Raw genomic sequence first — 14,020 nt, forward strand, 5'->3', positions numbered from 1 at the left:
GTCCTCTCTCTCGGGTGGGCGGGGGATCCCGCCGTCGGGCCCCTGTGGCCCGGGGGACTGGGGAGTGCCCGTCAGGGCAGGCGCAACACCTGGCCGGCGAAGGTGAGCCCGGCGCCGTAGCCGAGCACCAGGGCCAGGTCGCCGCTCTTCGCCTCGCCGGACTCGAGCAGCGCGGTCAGCGCCAGCGGGACGGAGGCGGCGGAGGTGTTGCCGGACTGGACGATGTCGCGGGCGACCACCGTGTCCTCGCCGAAGCCGAGCCGCTTGGTCATCGACTCGACGATGCGCAGGTTGGCCTGGTGGGGGGCGAAGACGTCGATGTCGGCGGGGCCGACACCGGCGGACTCCATCGCTTCGACGAGGGTGTCGGTGAGCTTGGTGGTGGCCCAGCGGTAGACCGCCTGGCCGGCCATCGTCATCGTCGAGCTGCCCGCGGCGATCTCGATCGCGGTGTGCTGGTCGCCGTCGCTGCCCCACACGACCGGCCCGATGGCCGGCTCGTCGGCCGGGCCGACGACGGCGGCCCCGGCACCGTCGGCGAAGATCACCGCGGTCGAGCGGTCGGTCAGGTCGGTGACGTCGGTGAGCCGCTCGGCGCCGACGACCAGCGCGTAGCGGGCCGACCCGGCGCGGATGGCGTCGGAGGCCACCCCCAGGGCGTAGCAGAAGCCGGCGCAGCCGGCGTTGAGGTCGAACGCGCCCGGCCGGGGGATGCCCAGGCGGTGGGCCACCTGGGGGCCGATGCCGGGGATGGGGGCGCGGAGGCTGGCGCTGGCGACGATGACCAGGTCGACCTGGTCGGGGTCGAGCCCGCTGGCGGCCAGGGCCTTGCCGCCGGCGGCGACGGCCATCTCGACGAGGGTCTCGTCGTCGGAGGCCCACCGCCGCTCGGCGATGCCGACCCGGGCCTGGATCCACTCGTCGCTGGTGTCCATCGTCTGCGCGAGCTCGTCGTTGGTCACCCGTCGGCGCGGGCGGTAGCCGCCCAGGCCCAGGATGCGCGCCCCCGGCGCGCCCTGCTTGAGCTGGATGGTCGTCACTCCGCAACCTCCGGGTAGAGACGGGCGATCGGGTCACCGGCGTCGACAAGATCGCCCTCGTGTACGAGCCACTCGGCCAGTACCCCGTCGTAGCCGGCGGAGACGTTGACCTCCTCGCGGCGGCCGCGGATGCAGCCCAGTGGGGTGCCCGCGGGCAGGCGTGTGCCCTCCGGGACGTCGGCCGGGCTGACCGTGCCGCGCGCCGGGGCGACGACGACCCGCCAGTCGGGCAGGTGCTGGGCCTCGGCGCGGCCGCGCTCGGCGGCGATCAGCTCGCGCGCACGGTCGAGGTCGGCCGGACCGGTGAGGGTGAGGATCTCGATCCCCGAGCCCTTCCACTCCCGCTTCGCCAGCCCGGCCAGCGCGCCGGCCGGGGGCAGCTCGATCGCGGCGGTCACGCCCAGCTCGCGCAGCGTGGCCAGGCAGGCGTCGAACCGCACCGGGCTGGTGACCTGGCTGACCAGCCGGGCCAGTGCTTCGGCACCGGTGGTCACCGCGGCGCCGTCGGCGTTGGAGAGCAGCAGGCGGCTCGGGGCGGCCGGCCGCAGACCGCCGACCAGCCCCTCCAGCTCGGCGCGGGCCGAGGCCATGTAGTCGGTGTGGAACGCACCGGCCACCGACAGCGGCATGATCCGGGCCTTCGCCGGCGGGTCGGCCTTCAGCGCTGCCAAGCCGTCGAGCGGGCCGGCGGCGACCACCTGGCCGCCCCCGTTCATGTTGGCCGGCGTCAGGCCGTGCTTCTCCAGCGCCGTGGTGACCTCCGCGGGGTCGCCGCCGAGGACGGCGGACATCCCGGTCGGGATCTGCGCGCACGCCGCGGCCATCGCCCGCCCGCGGACGGCGGTCAGCGCGATCGCGGCCTCGACGCTCAGCACGCCCGCGAGGGCGGCGGCGGTGAGCTCTCCGACGCTGTGGCCGGTGATGACGACGTCGCGGCCGGCGTGCGGGGTGTGCGCCACGGGGCCGGGCAGGCCGCCGAGCTCGCGAGCGACGAACAGGCTCATCGCGACCACCAGCGGCTGGGTGACCGCGGTGTCCTTGATGGCCTCGGCGTCGCCGCTCGTGCCCAGCGAGAGGAGGTCGGCGTCGGCGATCGCGCCGGCCCAGCGGAAGAAGGGCTCGGCGCCGGGGAGCTCGAGCCAGTCGGTCAGCATCCCGGGCTTCTGCGCCCCCTGTCCGGGGGCGAGGATGGCCAGCACGCCCACACGGTGTCAAAGATCCGGTCGGTCCACGGATGGCGAGCGGGACGAAAGCACACCGGTGATCTTTGGTGGGTTCCTACAAAACATCCGAGTTTCCGGGGCCAAAGCGCGGGACCGCGTGGTGGGAACCACTCATGTGCTGCGGGTCAGTGCCAGAGGGAGCGGTCCTGGTGGAGCTCGGCGAGGACCAGGGCGACCTGCAGCGTCCAGCCCCCGCGCGGGTCGGTGGCCGACATCCCGGTCAGCTCGGCGGCCCGCTTGAGCCGGTACCGGACGGTGTTCGGGTGCACGAACAGCACCCGGGCGCTGGCTTCCAGGTTGCCGCCGCTGGCCAGCACCGCGCGCACCGTCTCCAGCACCTCGCCGCCGGCGGTCTGCAGCGGCAGGGCGACGCGCTCCTGCAGCGCCGCCCGCGCCGCAGGGTCGCCGTCCAGCGCCCGCTCGGGCAGTAGCGCGTCGGCCGGCACCGGCCGGGGGGCGCCCGGCCACGCGCGAACGGCACGCAGCCCGGCGAGCGCGGCGGTGGCCGACTCACCCGCCCGGCTCAGCGCGTCGACGACCGGGCCCAGCACCACCGGCCCGGGACCGAACTCGTCGCTGACCCGCTCGGCCACGGCCTCCAGGTCCGCCGACCCGCCGAGGACGACGACCAGCTGGTCGGCGTGCACGCCGACCAGGACCTCGCTGCGCATCTGCCGCGCGGCCCGGCGGGCGGCGGCGTGCACGTCACCGGCGGCGGGGGCGGCGCCGACGAGCACCGCGACGGGGCTCATCGCGGCCCAGCCCAGCGCGGAGGCCCGGCCGGGCAGCTCCTCCGAGCGCTCGCCGCGCACCAGCGCGTCGACCACCAGGGCCTCCAGCCGGGCGTCCCAGGCGCCGCGGCTCTCGGCGAAGCTGGCGTAGACGTGCGCGGTGGCGAAGGCGACCTCGCGGCTGAACTGCAGCACCGCCATGCGCAGGGCGTCGGCGTCCCCGGGCTCGGCGACGGACTCCACGAAGTCGTCCATCACCTCCATGGTGACCTTGATCAGGTCCACGGTGTGCTTGAGCGGCACGACCCGGACCAGCTCGCGCGGAGCGGCGCCGAACACCTCGCCGGTGAGCCGCGGCGGGCGCGAGGGGTTGCGGCACCACTCGACCAGGGAGGCGATGCCGGCCTGGGCGACGAGCATCACCCACGAGCGCTGGTCGGCGGGCATCGCGCGGAACCAGGGCAGCTCGTCGTCCATCCGGGAGACGGCGCGGGTAGCCAGCGAGCCCGAGGCCCGCTCCAGCCGGCGCAGGGTTGCCGCGGAGGGCGGGGGGCGGTTTCCCTGGCTGGGCACACCGCAACCATGTCACGCGCTACCGACGATGGAACGCGCGTCGCGGGGGGAGAGTGGGGTGGTGGACGTGCTCCGGGGGAACAGGGCGCTCAGCACGCGGACCCGCGCGCTGACCGCGGTCGTCGTCGCGCTCGCCGTCCTCGCGGTGCTCGGGGCCGGCGTGCTCGTCGGCTTCGGCCCCCAGGCCCGCCTCGACGATGCGGTGAGCTCCGCGCTGTACGCCGGTGACGACCGGTCGGCCGTCCTGGACACGCTGCTGGAGGTGCTCACCGCGCCGGGCGCGGCCGCGTTCCGGGTGCTGGTCTGCCTGCCGGTGGTGGTCTGGCTCGCCGTCCGCCGGGCGTGGTGGTCCGCCGGCTGGGTGGTGATCGCGGTCGTCACCATCAGCCCGCTCACCGTGCTGCTCAAGGAGGTCGTCGGCCGGGTGCGGCCGGCGTTCGAGAACGGCGGTGCCACCTACGAGAGCCTGAGCTACCCCAGCGGGCACGCCTCCGGCATCGCCACACTGGTCACCGTGGTGCTGATCCTCGTCTGGCCGCGGCTGACGGCTGTCCGCCGGCGCGGCGCCCTCGTCGCCGGGATCGCCCTCGTCGTCCTCGTGGGGCTGACCCGGATCTGGCTGGGCGCGCACTTCCTGTCCGACGTCGTGGGCGGGTGGGCGCTCGGCGTCGGCTGGACGATGGCGCTCGCGCTGGCCTTCGGCGCGCTGCCCGGGGGGCGGGGGGTGCTGCGCGGGACGGTGACGGGACCGGCGACGTGACCGGACTGGACTCCCGGGTCCTGCTCGACCCGGATGACGGCTCCCTCGGCCCGCTCCTGCGCCTGGCCGACGACCGGCTGAGCCCGGGCAGCGGCTACGGTCGGCACGCCCACCGGGCGGTCGACGTCGTCGCGGTGGTGCTCGACGGGTCGCTGCGGCACGGCTGGGCGGACGGCGCGCGCATGGCCGCCGGCGACGTGGCGGTGCTGCGCGCGGGCACCGGGCTGGACCACGACGAGGTGGCGGGGGACGCCGGGGTGCGGGTGCTGCAGACCTACCTGCGCAGCGCGCGGCCGGACGCGCCGCCGGGCCACGAGGTCCGCCGCGCGGCCACCGGCTGGGTGGACCTGGACCGGGACGACGCCCGGCTCTGGATCGGCCGTCCCGCGGCGGATGAGCCGCTGGAGGTGCCGGCCGGGCTGCTGGTGCTGGCCGACGCCGGCGGGGTGCGGGTGGAGCGCCAGCACGGCGGGCCGGTGCGCGGCGCGGCGGGGAGCACCGCACTGGTCTGGCGGCTCGACACCATCCGGCCGGCCTGGGCGTCGGGCTGAGCCGGCGCGCCCGGTGCGGGAGAGTGGGCGCCATGCCGACCCCCGAGCTCCTCGCCGGCGCCCGCGCCGACGCCGACCGCACCGTCGACCTGCGCCGCCGGCTGCACCGGCACCCGGAGATCGGGCTGCACCTGCCGCGCACCCACGAGACGGTGCTGGAGGCGCTGGCCGAGCTGCCGGTCGAGGTCACCGTCGGGAAGTCGACCAGCTCGGTGGTCGGGGTGCTCCGCGGCGCGCGGCCCGGCCCCACCTACCTGCTGCGCGCGGACATGGACGGCCTGCCCGTGCACGAGGACACCGGCCTGCCCTTCGCCTCCGAGGTGCCCGGCGCGATGCACGCCTGCGGGCACGACCTGCACACCGCGATGCTGCTGGGCGCCGCGCGGCTGCTGGCGCAGCGCCTCGACGAGCTGGCCGGCCAGGTGGTGCTCATGCTGCAGCCGGGCGAGGAGGGCCTCCACGGCGCCCGGTTCATGCTCGAGGAGGGGCTGCTGGACGCCGTCCCCTCGGCGCCGGTCTCCGGGGCGTTCGCGCTGCACGTGTTCGCGACCCAGCCCAGCGGTGTGGTGAGCGTGCGGCCCGGGCCGATGATGGCCGCCGCCGACCAGTGGCGGATCACCGTCCGCGGGCGGGGCGGGCACGCCTCCATGCCGCACACCGCGGCCGACCCGGTGCCGGTCGCCGCGGAGATCGTGCTGGCCCTGCAGGCGATGGTGACCCGGCGGGTCGACGTCTTCGACCCCGCGGTGGTCACCGTGGCGCACCTGGCGGCGGGGTCGACCGACAACGTCATCCCCGACACCGCGTTCCTCGAGGGGACGATCCGCACGCTGTCGGCCGCCCGCCGGGCCGATCTCGTCGCCGCGGTCCGGCGGGTGGCCACGCACGTCGCCGCGGCCCACGAGATGACCGTCGACGTCGAGCACCGCGAGGGCTACCCGGTGACGGTGAACGACGCGGTGGCGGCCGAGCAGGTTCGCGCGACGGCGGCGGCGCTGCTCGGCGCCGGGCGCAGCACGGTGCAGCCGGTGCCGCTGATGGGCGCCGAGGACTTCGCCTACGTGCTGCAGCGGGTCCCCGGCGCGATGGCGTTCCTGGGGGCCTGCCCGCCCGGGGAGGACCCGGCCACTGCCGCCGGCAACCACTCCAACCTGGTCGTGTTCGACGAGGCGGTGCTGCCGGACGGCGCCGCGCTGTACGCCGCGATGGCCCTCCGGGCGCTCGCCGGCTGAGCGGAGTGGATCCGTGCGCGTCAGGCACGGATCCACTCCGCTCAGGTCCGTCATCCGCCGGGCTGCTGCTCCGGGTCGGTGCTGGTGTCCGCCGGCGCGGCCTGCACGTCCCGCACCTGGTACTTCTCCACCGCCTGCCGGACGACGTCCCGGTCGACCTCGCCGCGCTTGGCCAGCTCGCCCAGGGTGCGGACGACGATCGACTCGGCGTCCACGTGGAAGTGCCGCCGCAGCGCCGGGCGGGTGTCGGAGAGGCCGAACCCGTCGGTGCCCAGCGTCGCCATCCCGCCGGGGACGTAGGGCGCGATCAGGTCCGGGACCGCCCGCATCCAGTCCGACACCGCGACGACGGGGCCCGGGGCGTCCTGCAGCCGCTGCGTGACGTACGGGACCCGCACCTCCTCGGCGGGGTTCAGCAGGTTCCACTCGTCGGCCGCGTCGGCCTGCCGGCGCAGCTCGGTCCAGGAGGTCACCGACCACACGTCGGCCGAGACGCCCCAGTCCTGCGCCAGCAGCTCCTGCGCCCGCAGCGCCCACGGCACCGCCACACCGGAGGCCAGCACCTGCGCCTTCGGCCCGTCACCCTGGCCGGGGGCGTACAGGTACATGCCCGCGAGCAGGCCCTGGACGTCGAGGCCCTCCGGCTCGGCCGGCTGGTTGTACGGCTCGTTGTAGACCGTCAGGTAGTACATGACGTCCGGGCTTCGGGAGCCACCCAGCGGGGCGCCCGGGTCCTCGCCGTACATGCGGCGCAGGGCGTCCTTGGTGATGTGGCCGACCTCGTAGGAGAACGCCGGGTCGTAGCTGACGACGGCGGGGTTGGTGTGCGCCAGCAGCAGCGAGTGCCCGTCCTCGTGCTGCAGGCCCTCGCCGTTCAGCGTCGTCCGCCCGGCCGTGGCGCCCAGGAGGAAGCCGCGGGTCATCTGGTCCGCGGCCGCCCAGAAGGCGTCGCCGGTCCGCTGGAACCCGAACATCGAGTAGAAGATGTAGATCGGGATCATCGGCTCGCCGTGCGTGGCGTACGAGCTGCCGACGGCGGTGAACGAGGCCGCCGACCCGGCCTCGTTGATGCCCTCGTGCAGGATCTGGCCCTGCTCGGACTCCTTGTAGGCGAGCATCAGGTCGCGGTCGACCGACGTGTATCGCTGCCCGTGCGGCGAGTAGATCTTCTGCGTCGGGAACATGGCGTCCATGCCGAAGGTGCGCGCCTCGTCCGGGATGATCGGCACGAACCGCGGGCCGAGCTCCTTGTCCTTCAGCAGCTCCTTGAGCAGGCGGACGAACGCCATCGTCGTCGCCACGTCCTGCTTGCCGGAGCCGCGCTTGAGGACGTCGAACGCCTTGTCCTCCGGCGCCTTCAGCGGCTTGAACTCCGCCCGCCGGCGCGGCACCGCCCCGCCCAGCTGCCGGCGACGCTCGAGCATGTACTGCATCTCGTCGGACTCGGGCCCGGGCTTGTAGTAGGGCGGCAGGGTCTTGTCCAGCGCCTCGTCAGGGATGTCCAGGTAGAGCCGGTCGCGGAAGGCGGCGAGGTCCTCCGCGGTCAGCTTCTTCATCTGGTGGGTGGAGTTGCGGCCCTCGAAGTGGCTGCCCAGCGTCCAGCCCTTGATGGTCTTGGCGAGGATGACCGTCGGCTGCCCCTTGTGCTCCATGGCGGCCTTGTAGGCGGCGTAGAGCTTGCGGTAGTCGTGCCCACCGCGGGAGAGCGCCCAGATGTCCTTGTCGCTCATGTGGTCGACGAGCTTGCGGGTGCGTGTGTCACGCCCGAAGAAGTGCTCGCGGACGAACGCGCCGTCCTCGGCCTTGTAGGTCTGGTAGTCGCCGTCGGGCGTCTGGTTCATGAGGTTGACCAGGGCGCCGTCCCGGTCGGCGGCCAGCAGCGGGTCCCACTCCCGGCCCCAGATCACCTTGATGACGTTCCAGCCGGCGCCGCGGAAGAACGACTCCAGCTCCTGGATCACCTTGCCGTTGCCCCGGACCGGGCCGTCGAGCCGCTGCAGATTGCAGTTGACGACGAAGGTGAGGTTGTCCAGCTCCTCGCGGGCGGCCAGGCCGATCGCGCCGAGCGACTCCGGCTCGTCCATCTCGCCATCGCCCAGGAACGCCCAGACGTGCTGGTCGGAGGTGTCCCTGACGCCGCGCGAGTGCAGGTAGCGGTTGAACCGCGCCTGGTAGATCGCGTTGATCGGGCCCAGGCCCATGGAGACGGTGGGGAACTCCCAGAACTCCGGCATGAGCCGCGGGTGCGGGTAGGACGACAGCCCGCCGCCGGGGTGGCTGACCTCCTGCCGGAAGCCGTCCATCTGCTGCTGGGAGAGCCGGCCTTCGAGGAACGCCCGGGCGTAGATGCCGGGGGAGGCGTGCCCCTGGAACCAGATCTGGTCGCCGCCGCCGGGGTGGTCCTTGCCGCGGAAGAAGTGGTTGAAGCCGACCTCGTACAGCGAGGCCGAGCTCGCGTAGGAGGAGATGTGGCCGCCGACCGCGATCCCGGGGCGCTGGGCCCGGTGCACCATGATCGCGGCGTTCCAGCGGATGTAGGCGCGGATGCGTCGCTCGACGTGCTCGTCGCCGGGGAACCAGGGCTCCCGCTCGGGCGGGATGGTGTTGATGTAATCGGTGCTGCGCAGCGACGGGACGCCGACCTGCTGCTCGCGGCTGCGTTCCAGCATTCTCAGCATCAGGTAGCGGGCACGCCCGCGGCCGGCGTGGTCGACGACGGCGTCGAGGGAGTCGACCCACTCCTGGGTCTCGTCGGGGTCGGTGTCGATCAGCTGGCTCGGCAGCCCGCTGGTGATGACCGCGCGGGGGGCGCCTGCGTCGCGGACGGGGTCTCCGTCCGGGTGCTGCGGTGTGCTCATGGGTCTATCGTCCCCCGCCGATCTGCCCCGAGTCACGCACGGGACCACATGTCGAGACAGTGACGTTCTCGGACGGCTTGCACGTGACCAGGCATGCCCTACGCTTCCGCCAACGCCGAGCGGTCCAGAGGGCCGCGGCGAGAGCCTCCGACCAGGGGGTTCGGACGAGAGGGGTGACATGGCCGGGCTGGGGGGAGCGCTCCCGCTGCTCGTGCCGGACTCCGTCGTCCACCGTTCCTGCGATGCACCCGGCGACTGCGGGTGCTCGTGAGGCGATCCCAAGCGCGTCACCGCCGGACAGGGCACGATCGTGTTCACCGGTCAGCCGCATCACTATCCATGGAGGAACAGCAGGGATGAGCGTCGACTCGGGCACCGCCGGCATGGCGGCCCGACTGGGGATCAAGCCGGGCATGGTCGTGCAGGAGCTCGGCTGGGATGAGGACGTCGACGAGGACCTGCGCGACGCCGTCGTCGAGGCCTCCGGCGGCGAGATGGTCGACGAGGACACCGATGAGGTGGCCGACGTCGTGCTGCTGTGGTGGCGCGAGGACGACGGCGATCTCTTCGACGCCCTCACCGACGCCCTGACGTCCCTGGCCGACGAGGGCGTGGTGTGGTTGCTGGTGCCCAAGTCGGGCCGGCCGGGCCACGTCGAGCCCAGCGACGTCGCCGAGGTGGCGCCCACCGCGGGCCTGTCGCAGACCAGCAGCATCTCCGCGGCCAAGGACTGGTCGGGCATCCGGCTGGTGAGCCCGAAGACCGCGCGCAGCCGGCGTTGACCCCCGCTGGGCCGCCCCTCCGCCCCGGACATCGCGCCGATGGGGCACGATCGGGCGCATGAGCCTCTCCGTCGGTGACACCGCGCCCGAGTTCAGCCTGCCCGACCAGGACAAGCAGGTCGTGTCCCTCTCCGATCTGCGCGGGACCCCGGTCCTGCTGGTGTTCTACCCGTTCGCCTTCTCCGGCATCTGCACCGGTGAGCTGTGCCAGCTCCGCGACGAGCTAACCACCTACACCGACGCCGGCGTGCGGGTGCTGGCGATCAGCACCGACCCGGTGTTCAGCCTCAAGGCGTTCAAGGCGCAGGAGAACTTCGACTTCCCGCTGCTGTCGGACTTCTGGCCGCACGGCGAGACCGCCCGGGCGTACGGGGTGTTCAACGACAAGGCCGGCATGGCGGTGCGCGGCACGTTCCTGGTCGACGCCGACGGGAAGATCGCGTTCAGCGAGGTCAACCAGCCCGGCGACGCCCGCCAGCAGTCCGGCTGGAAGGACGCGGTGGCGACGCTGGCCGCCTGAGAAGGGACCCCCGGGGCCCTCTCGGAGTAGGACCCGCTCCTGGATCCCCTCGCGAGCTCGGGGATGCCAGGGAGGGGGCCACGCCACGGAGGGGGCCGCCGCGCCGGGCACTCTGCCCGGATCCGCCACCCGGCCCCTACGCTGGGTGTGCGGGGCGCGTAGCTCAGCGGGAGAGCTCTCGCCTTACAAGCGAGCGGTCGCCGGTTCGATCCCGGCCGCGCCCACTCCGCCGTCCGCGGCTCCTGGCGGCCGGCGCGGACCGCCGTCAGGCCGCGGTTGCCGCCCGCTGCGCCGTCGGGGGGACGTCGGGCCGGGGAAAGGCCGGGCGGAGGAACACCGGCGGCCGGAAGGGCTGCCAGCACCCCTCCGGCTGGGCGAGCCGGTCGGCCACCGCGTACAGGACCGCCGGGTTGTGCCCCATCCCCAGGTGGCTGGCGCGGACGGCGATGTTCTCCGTCCGCGGCCCCGGCCGGTCCAGGCAGGCCTGCCACGCCACGATGCCGTCCTGGTGGGAGTAGATCGAGCTCGCCGGCACGGTCAGGGGCACCGCCTCGCTCTGCAGCGGCAGTTCGAGGTTGCCCACGTGCAGGTGCGTGTAGCGCTCGAACACCCGCACGGCGCGGCTCTGACTGGGTCGCACCAGCCGGAACGGGCTGCCGAGCGTGATCACCTGGCGCACGGAGTCCGGCGTCTGCCGGGCCAGATCGCGGGCGAAGATGCCGCCCAGGCTCCACCCGACGAGGCTGATCGGGTGGCCGTAGCGGTCGCTGAGGTCGTCGATCCGATCCCGCATGCCGGTCACGCACTCGGCGGTGGGGCCGATGTTGCGGCCCAGCCGCCAACCGTGCACCCGGTACCCGAGCTGGCGCAGCACGGCACGCAGCACCCGGGTGGAGGCGTCGTCGGCCAGCAGCCCCGGCAGCACGAGCACCGGGTGACCGTCGCCCTGCGGCAGCGCCGGGATCAGCGGCCAGGCGGCGAGGAAGAGCCCGAAGTCGACGGCGCCGCGCGCCGGCTCGGTGAGGTAGAGGGGGAGGGTGGGGCCGTCGCCCCGCAGGCCGTCGTCCTGCCGTCGTGCCACGTCGTCCTCCTCGCCGCGCGGCCGTCATCGGCCGCTCGCATTCGGTACCACTCTGCGACGACAGTCACACCTGACCGGTGCGACGCGCTGCAGCCGGTGAGCGGCCATGCGCCCACCGTCACACCAGCCGCAGCGGGCGCCCGCCGGGCCCGCGGCGTCGCCTGGCGGCGCGCGCGGATCCGGGGCAGCGTGGGAGCGGCACGCCGACGGGAGGGGATCTGTGGGGACCGACGACACGGGCATGCCGGGGCGCAGCCGCACGGCTGACCTCGACGGCCCGGTCCACTACATCGACTTCGGCGGCGCGGACGACGGCCCGATCCTCGTGCTGGTGCACGGGCTCGGCGGCTCGCACCTCAACTGGGACCTCCTGGCGCCGCTGCTCACCCCGCACGCCCGGGTGTACGCCCTCGACCTGCCCGGGTTCGGGCGCAGCGAGCCCGGCGCCCGCGTTGCAAGCGTGCGCAACAACGTGGAGGTCCTCGATCGCTTCGTCCGCGAGATCGCCGGCGGACCCGTGGTGCTGGTCGGCAACTCGATGGGCGGCATGATCTCGATCCTCGAGGCGGCCCGGTCGAAGGCGCAGGTCTGCGGGCTGGTGCTGGTCGACCCGGCGGTGCCCGGTCCGCGGCAGCTGCCCGATCCTCGTGTCGGCATCAACTTCCTCTGCTACGCGCTGCCGGGGGTGGGGGAGCGGTTCCTGGCCGCCGAGCGCCGGCGACGCGGCGCCCGGGGCACGGTGCTCGACACGCTTCGCCTGTGCGGCGTCGACCCCGCGACCGTGCCGGCCCGGCTGATCGACCGTTCGGTGGACCTCATCGACGAGCGGCAGGACGTCGCCGGGATGGACCGGGCGTTCCTCACCGCGGCGCGGTCGCTGCTCCTGGTGCTGGCCGACCCGCGGCTGCTGCGCCGGGCGATGAGCGGCATCCGTGCCCCGGTCCTGCTGGTGCACGGCGACCGGGACCGGCTGGTGGACGTGGCCGCCGCCCGGGACACCGCACGCCGGCATCCGGGATGGACGTACGTGGAGCTGCCGGGAGTCGGGCACGTGCCCCAGCTGCAGGTCCCCGAGCTGCTGGCCAAGCACATCCTCGACTGGCTGCCGGGGACGACAGCGACCCGCTCCTGAGCCCGCTCAGGGCTGCAGGGTGCCGCCGCACCTGCAGGCGAACCGGTCAGTGCGCCGCGGTGGCGGGCCGGCCGCGCGCGGCGTCGGCGAGCTCGTCCACGCCGCGGCGGATGCCCTCGGCGAGCACGTCGACGTCGGGGAAGGCATCGAAGTCGGCGTTGATGCCGAAGGTCATGGTGGTCAGGTAGGAGAAGATCCCGATCGAGAGACGGGTGCCACCGGCGATGGGCACGTAAGCGTGCACCGAGCACATCCGCCGGCCCAGGACGTAGAGCGGGACCCGCGGGCCGGGCACGTTCGTGGTCACCGTCTGGCACCACAGCTGGCCGGCGGTCAGGGCGGCGCGGACCCCGAGGGCGAGCAGCGTCGGGGCCATGAAGTCGCCCATGGCGATGATCGACCGGGCGTCGACGGTCTGCATGAGCTGCTTGTGCCGGTCCATCTGCCGGCGGATCGAGCTCAGGCGCTCGACCGGGTCGGGCTCGCCGACCGGTAGGTCGACGAAGACCGCCGAGATGCGGTTGTCGAGCGTGTTGCGCTCGCCGGCCTGCCGCACCGACACCGGGACCATGGAACGGACGACCAGACCGTCGGACAGCGTCCCGCGCCGGTCGAGCAGGTCGCGGAACCCGCGCGTGATCGCGGCGAGGACGACGTCGTTGACCGTGCCGCCCAGCGCCGTCCGCACGCCCTTGAGCTCGTCGAACTCCGCCGCGGTCCAGGCCCAGCGCCGGTGCGGGCCGATCGGGCCGTTCAGGGAGCGGGCCATCGGGGTGGTGAGCTGCCGGGCCATGTCGGGCACGCCCGCGGCGAGGCTGCGGCCGGTGCGCAGGAGCTCCCGGGACGCCTTCGAGGCGGCGCCGACCCTGGGGAGGTGCCCGAGCCGCCGCAGCGGGTGGCTGACCGTCTCCTGCACCGCCCCGGCCACCATCTCGAGGGTCGAGGGGGTGCGCTGCGGCGTCCAGTCCTGCGGCTCGGCGTGGGTGGCGTCGGGGGTCAGGTCGAAGATGAGCTGCATCAGGTCGGTGCCGGCGACGCCGTCGACCATGCAGTGGTGCACCTTGGAGATGAGCGCCCAGCGGCCCCCGGTCAGGCCCTCCACCAGATAGAGCTCCCACAGCGGCTTGGCCATGTCCAGCCGCTGGCCGAGCACCCGGCCGGCCAGGTTCCGGAGCTGTTCGTCGCCGCCCGGGCTCGGCACCGCGGTGTGCCGGACGTGGTACAGGATCTGGAAGTGCGGGTCATCGACCCACAGCGGGCGGCCCAGCTGCATCGGTACCGCGCGCACCCGTTGCCGGTACCGCGGCACCAGCGGCAGCTTGCCCAGCAGGAGCCGGACGACGTCGCCGTAGGACGGGGCCGGGCCCTCGAACACCGCGACCGACCCGACGTGCATCGGGGTGTTCTCGCTCTCGGCGTAGTAGAAGCCGGCGTCGGTCGGGCTCAGACGGTCCACGGTCAGCTCCTCACCGTTCGGCGTCGATGGCGCAGGACAGCCGACCACGTGGCGCCGGTCACGTCCACCGGAGCGATCGGC

12 protein-coding genes and 1 tRNA gene are annotated in these 14,020 nt (G+C 74.0%); 7 read left to right on the forward strand and 6 right to left on the reverse strand.

The annotated features are described in order from the left end of the window. Positions 1-71: 71 nt before the first annotated feature. The 3 genes from BMZ50_RS04095 to BMZ50_RS04105 form a co-directional block, all read right to left on the reverse strand. Entirely contained in the window at positions 72-1,040 is a 969-nt protein-coding gene (locus BMZ50_RS04095) for a beta-ketoacyl-ACP synthase III (RefSeq protein WP_091321505.1), read from the reverse strand. Next, positions 1,037-2,239, reverse strand: a complete 1,203-nt coding sequence (locus BMZ50_RS04100; protein ID WP_091321939.1) for an acyltransferase domain-containing protein — start codon at positions 2,237-2,239, stop codon at positions 1,037-1,039. Before BMZ50_RS04100 ends, BMZ50_RS04095 begins: the two co-directional genes overlap by 4 nt. A 149-nt stretch (positions 2,240-2,388) precedes the next feature. After that, positions 2,389-3,567 carry a PucR family transcriptional regulator gene (locus BMZ50_RS04105; protein WP_091321507.1) on the reverse strand — a complete coding sequence of 393 codons (1,179 nt, stop codon included), beginning with the start codon at positions 3,565-3,567 and terminating at the stop codon, positions 2,389-2,391. Between the two features lie 61 nt (positions 3,568-3,628). On the opposite strand from BMZ50_RS04105, the gene BMZ50_RS04110 reads away from it, so the two are divergent. The 3 genes from BMZ50_RS04110 to BMZ50_RS04120 are packed head-to-tail and all read left to right on the forward strand — an operon-like array spanning position 3,629 to position 6,110. Further along, entirely contained in the window at positions 3,629-4,327 is a 699-nt protein-coding gene (locus tag BMZ50_RS04110) for a phosphatase PAP2 family protein (protein WP_091321941.1), read from the forward strand. Further along, the gene (locus BMZ50_RS04115) at positions 4,324-4,878 is read left to right on the forward strand and encodes a pirin family protein (protein ID WP_091321509.1); all 555 of its coding nucleotides are present in this window, start codon (positions 4,324-4,326) and stop codon (positions 4,876-4,878) included. Before BMZ50_RS04110 ends, BMZ50_RS04115 begins: the two co-directional genes overlap by 4 nt. A 32-nt stretch (positions 4,879-4,910) precedes the next feature. Beyond that, positions 4,911-6,110: a M20 metallopeptidase family protein gene (locus tag BMZ50_RS04120; RefSeq protein WP_091321511.1), complete on the forward strand. Its 1,200-nt coding sequence runs from the start codon at positions 4,911-4,913 to the stop codon at positions 6,108-6,110. A 50-nt stretch (positions 6,111-6,160) separates the two neighbouring features. Here the strand turns inward: BMZ50_RS04120 and aceE are convergent, their stop codons facing one another. After that, a complete protein-coding gene (gene aceE, locus BMZ50_RS04125) occupies positions 6,161-8,968 on the reverse strand; it encodes a pyruvate dehydrogenase (acetyl-transferring), homodimeric type (protein ID WP_091321513.1) in 2,808 nt (935 codons plus the stop codon). A 356-nt stretch (positions 8,969-9,324) separates the two neighbouring features. Between aceE and BMZ50_RS04130 the strand changes: the two genes are divergently transcribed. The 3 genes from BMZ50_RS04130 (at position 9,325) to BMZ50_RS04140 (ending at position 10,494) form a co-directional block, all read left to right on the forward strand. Further along, positions 9,325-9,750 carry a DUF3052 domain-containing protein gene (locus tag BMZ50_RS04130; RefSeq protein WP_091321515.1) on the forward strand — a complete coding sequence of 142 codons (426 nt, stop codon included), beginning with the start codon at positions 9,325-9,327 and terminating at the stop codon, positions 9,748-9,750. Positions 9,751-9,808: 58 nt separating this feature from the next. Further along, positions 9,809-10,270: a peroxiredoxin gene (locus BMZ50_RS04135; protein WP_091321517.1), complete on the forward strand. Its 462-nt coding sequence runs from the start codon at positions 9,809-9,811 to the stop codon at positions 10,268-10,270. Positions 10,271-10,422: 152 nt separating this feature from the next. Beyond that, positions 10,423-10,494: transfer RNA gene (locus BMZ50_RS04140), tRNA-Val, on the forward strand. 41 nt (positions 10,495-10,535) lie between these two features. On the opposite strand, the gene BMZ50_RS04145 is transcribed toward BMZ50_RS04140, so the two are convergent. Then, on the reverse strand, positions 10,536-11,351 hold the full coding sequence (locus tag BMZ50_RS04145) for an esterase/lipase family protein (RefSeq protein ID WP_091321519.1): 816 nt from the start codon (positions 11,349-11,351) through the stop codon (positions 10,536-10,538). Positions 11,352-11,571: 220 nt separating this feature from the next. On the opposite strand from BMZ50_RS04145, the gene BMZ50_RS04150 reads away from it, so the two are divergent. After that, complete coding sequence (locus BMZ50_RS04150) at positions 11,572-12,483, forward strand: alpha/beta fold hydrolase (protein WP_245753333.1); 912 nt, start codon at positions 11,572-11,574, stop codon at positions 12,481-12,483. Positions 12,484-12,529: 46 nt separating this feature from the next. Here BMZ50_RS04150 and BMZ50_RS04155 read toward each other — a convergent pair whose 3' ends face one another. Continuing rightward, on the reverse strand, positions 12,530-13,939 hold the full coding sequence (locus BMZ50_RS04155; RefSeq protein WP_091321521.1) for a WS/DGAT/MGAT family O-acyltransferase: 1,410 nt from the start codon (positions 13,937-13,939) through the stop codon (positions 12,530-12,532). Between the last annotated feature and the right edge of the window lie 81 nt (positions 13,940-14,020).

The organism is Geodermatophilus ruber (assembly GCF_900114385.1).
GTDB classification, from domain to species: Bacteria; Actinomycetota; Actinomycetes; order Mycobacteriales; family Geodermatophilaceae; genus Geodermatophilus; species Geodermatophilus ruber.

What these genes read in the sequence shown, in the direction of transcription:
- BMZ50_RS04120 (WP_091321511.1), top strand. Translation starts at nt 4,911, where the DNA reads ATGCCGACCCCCGAGCTCCTCGCCGGCGCCCGCGCCGACGCCGACCGC.
- aceE (WP_091321513.1), bottom strand. Translation starts at nt 8,968, where the DNA reads ATGAGCACACCGCAGCACCCGGACGGAGACCCCGTCCGCGACGCAGGC.
- BMZ50_RS04130 (WP_091321515.1), top strand. Translation starts at nt 9,325, where the DNA reads ATGAGCGTCGACTCGGGCACCGCCGGCATGGCGGCCCGACTGGGGATC.
- BMZ50_RS04135 (WP_091321517.1), top strand. Translation starts at nt 9,809, where the DNA reads ATGAGCCTCTCCGTCGGTGACACCGCGCCCGAGTTCAGCCTGCCCGAC.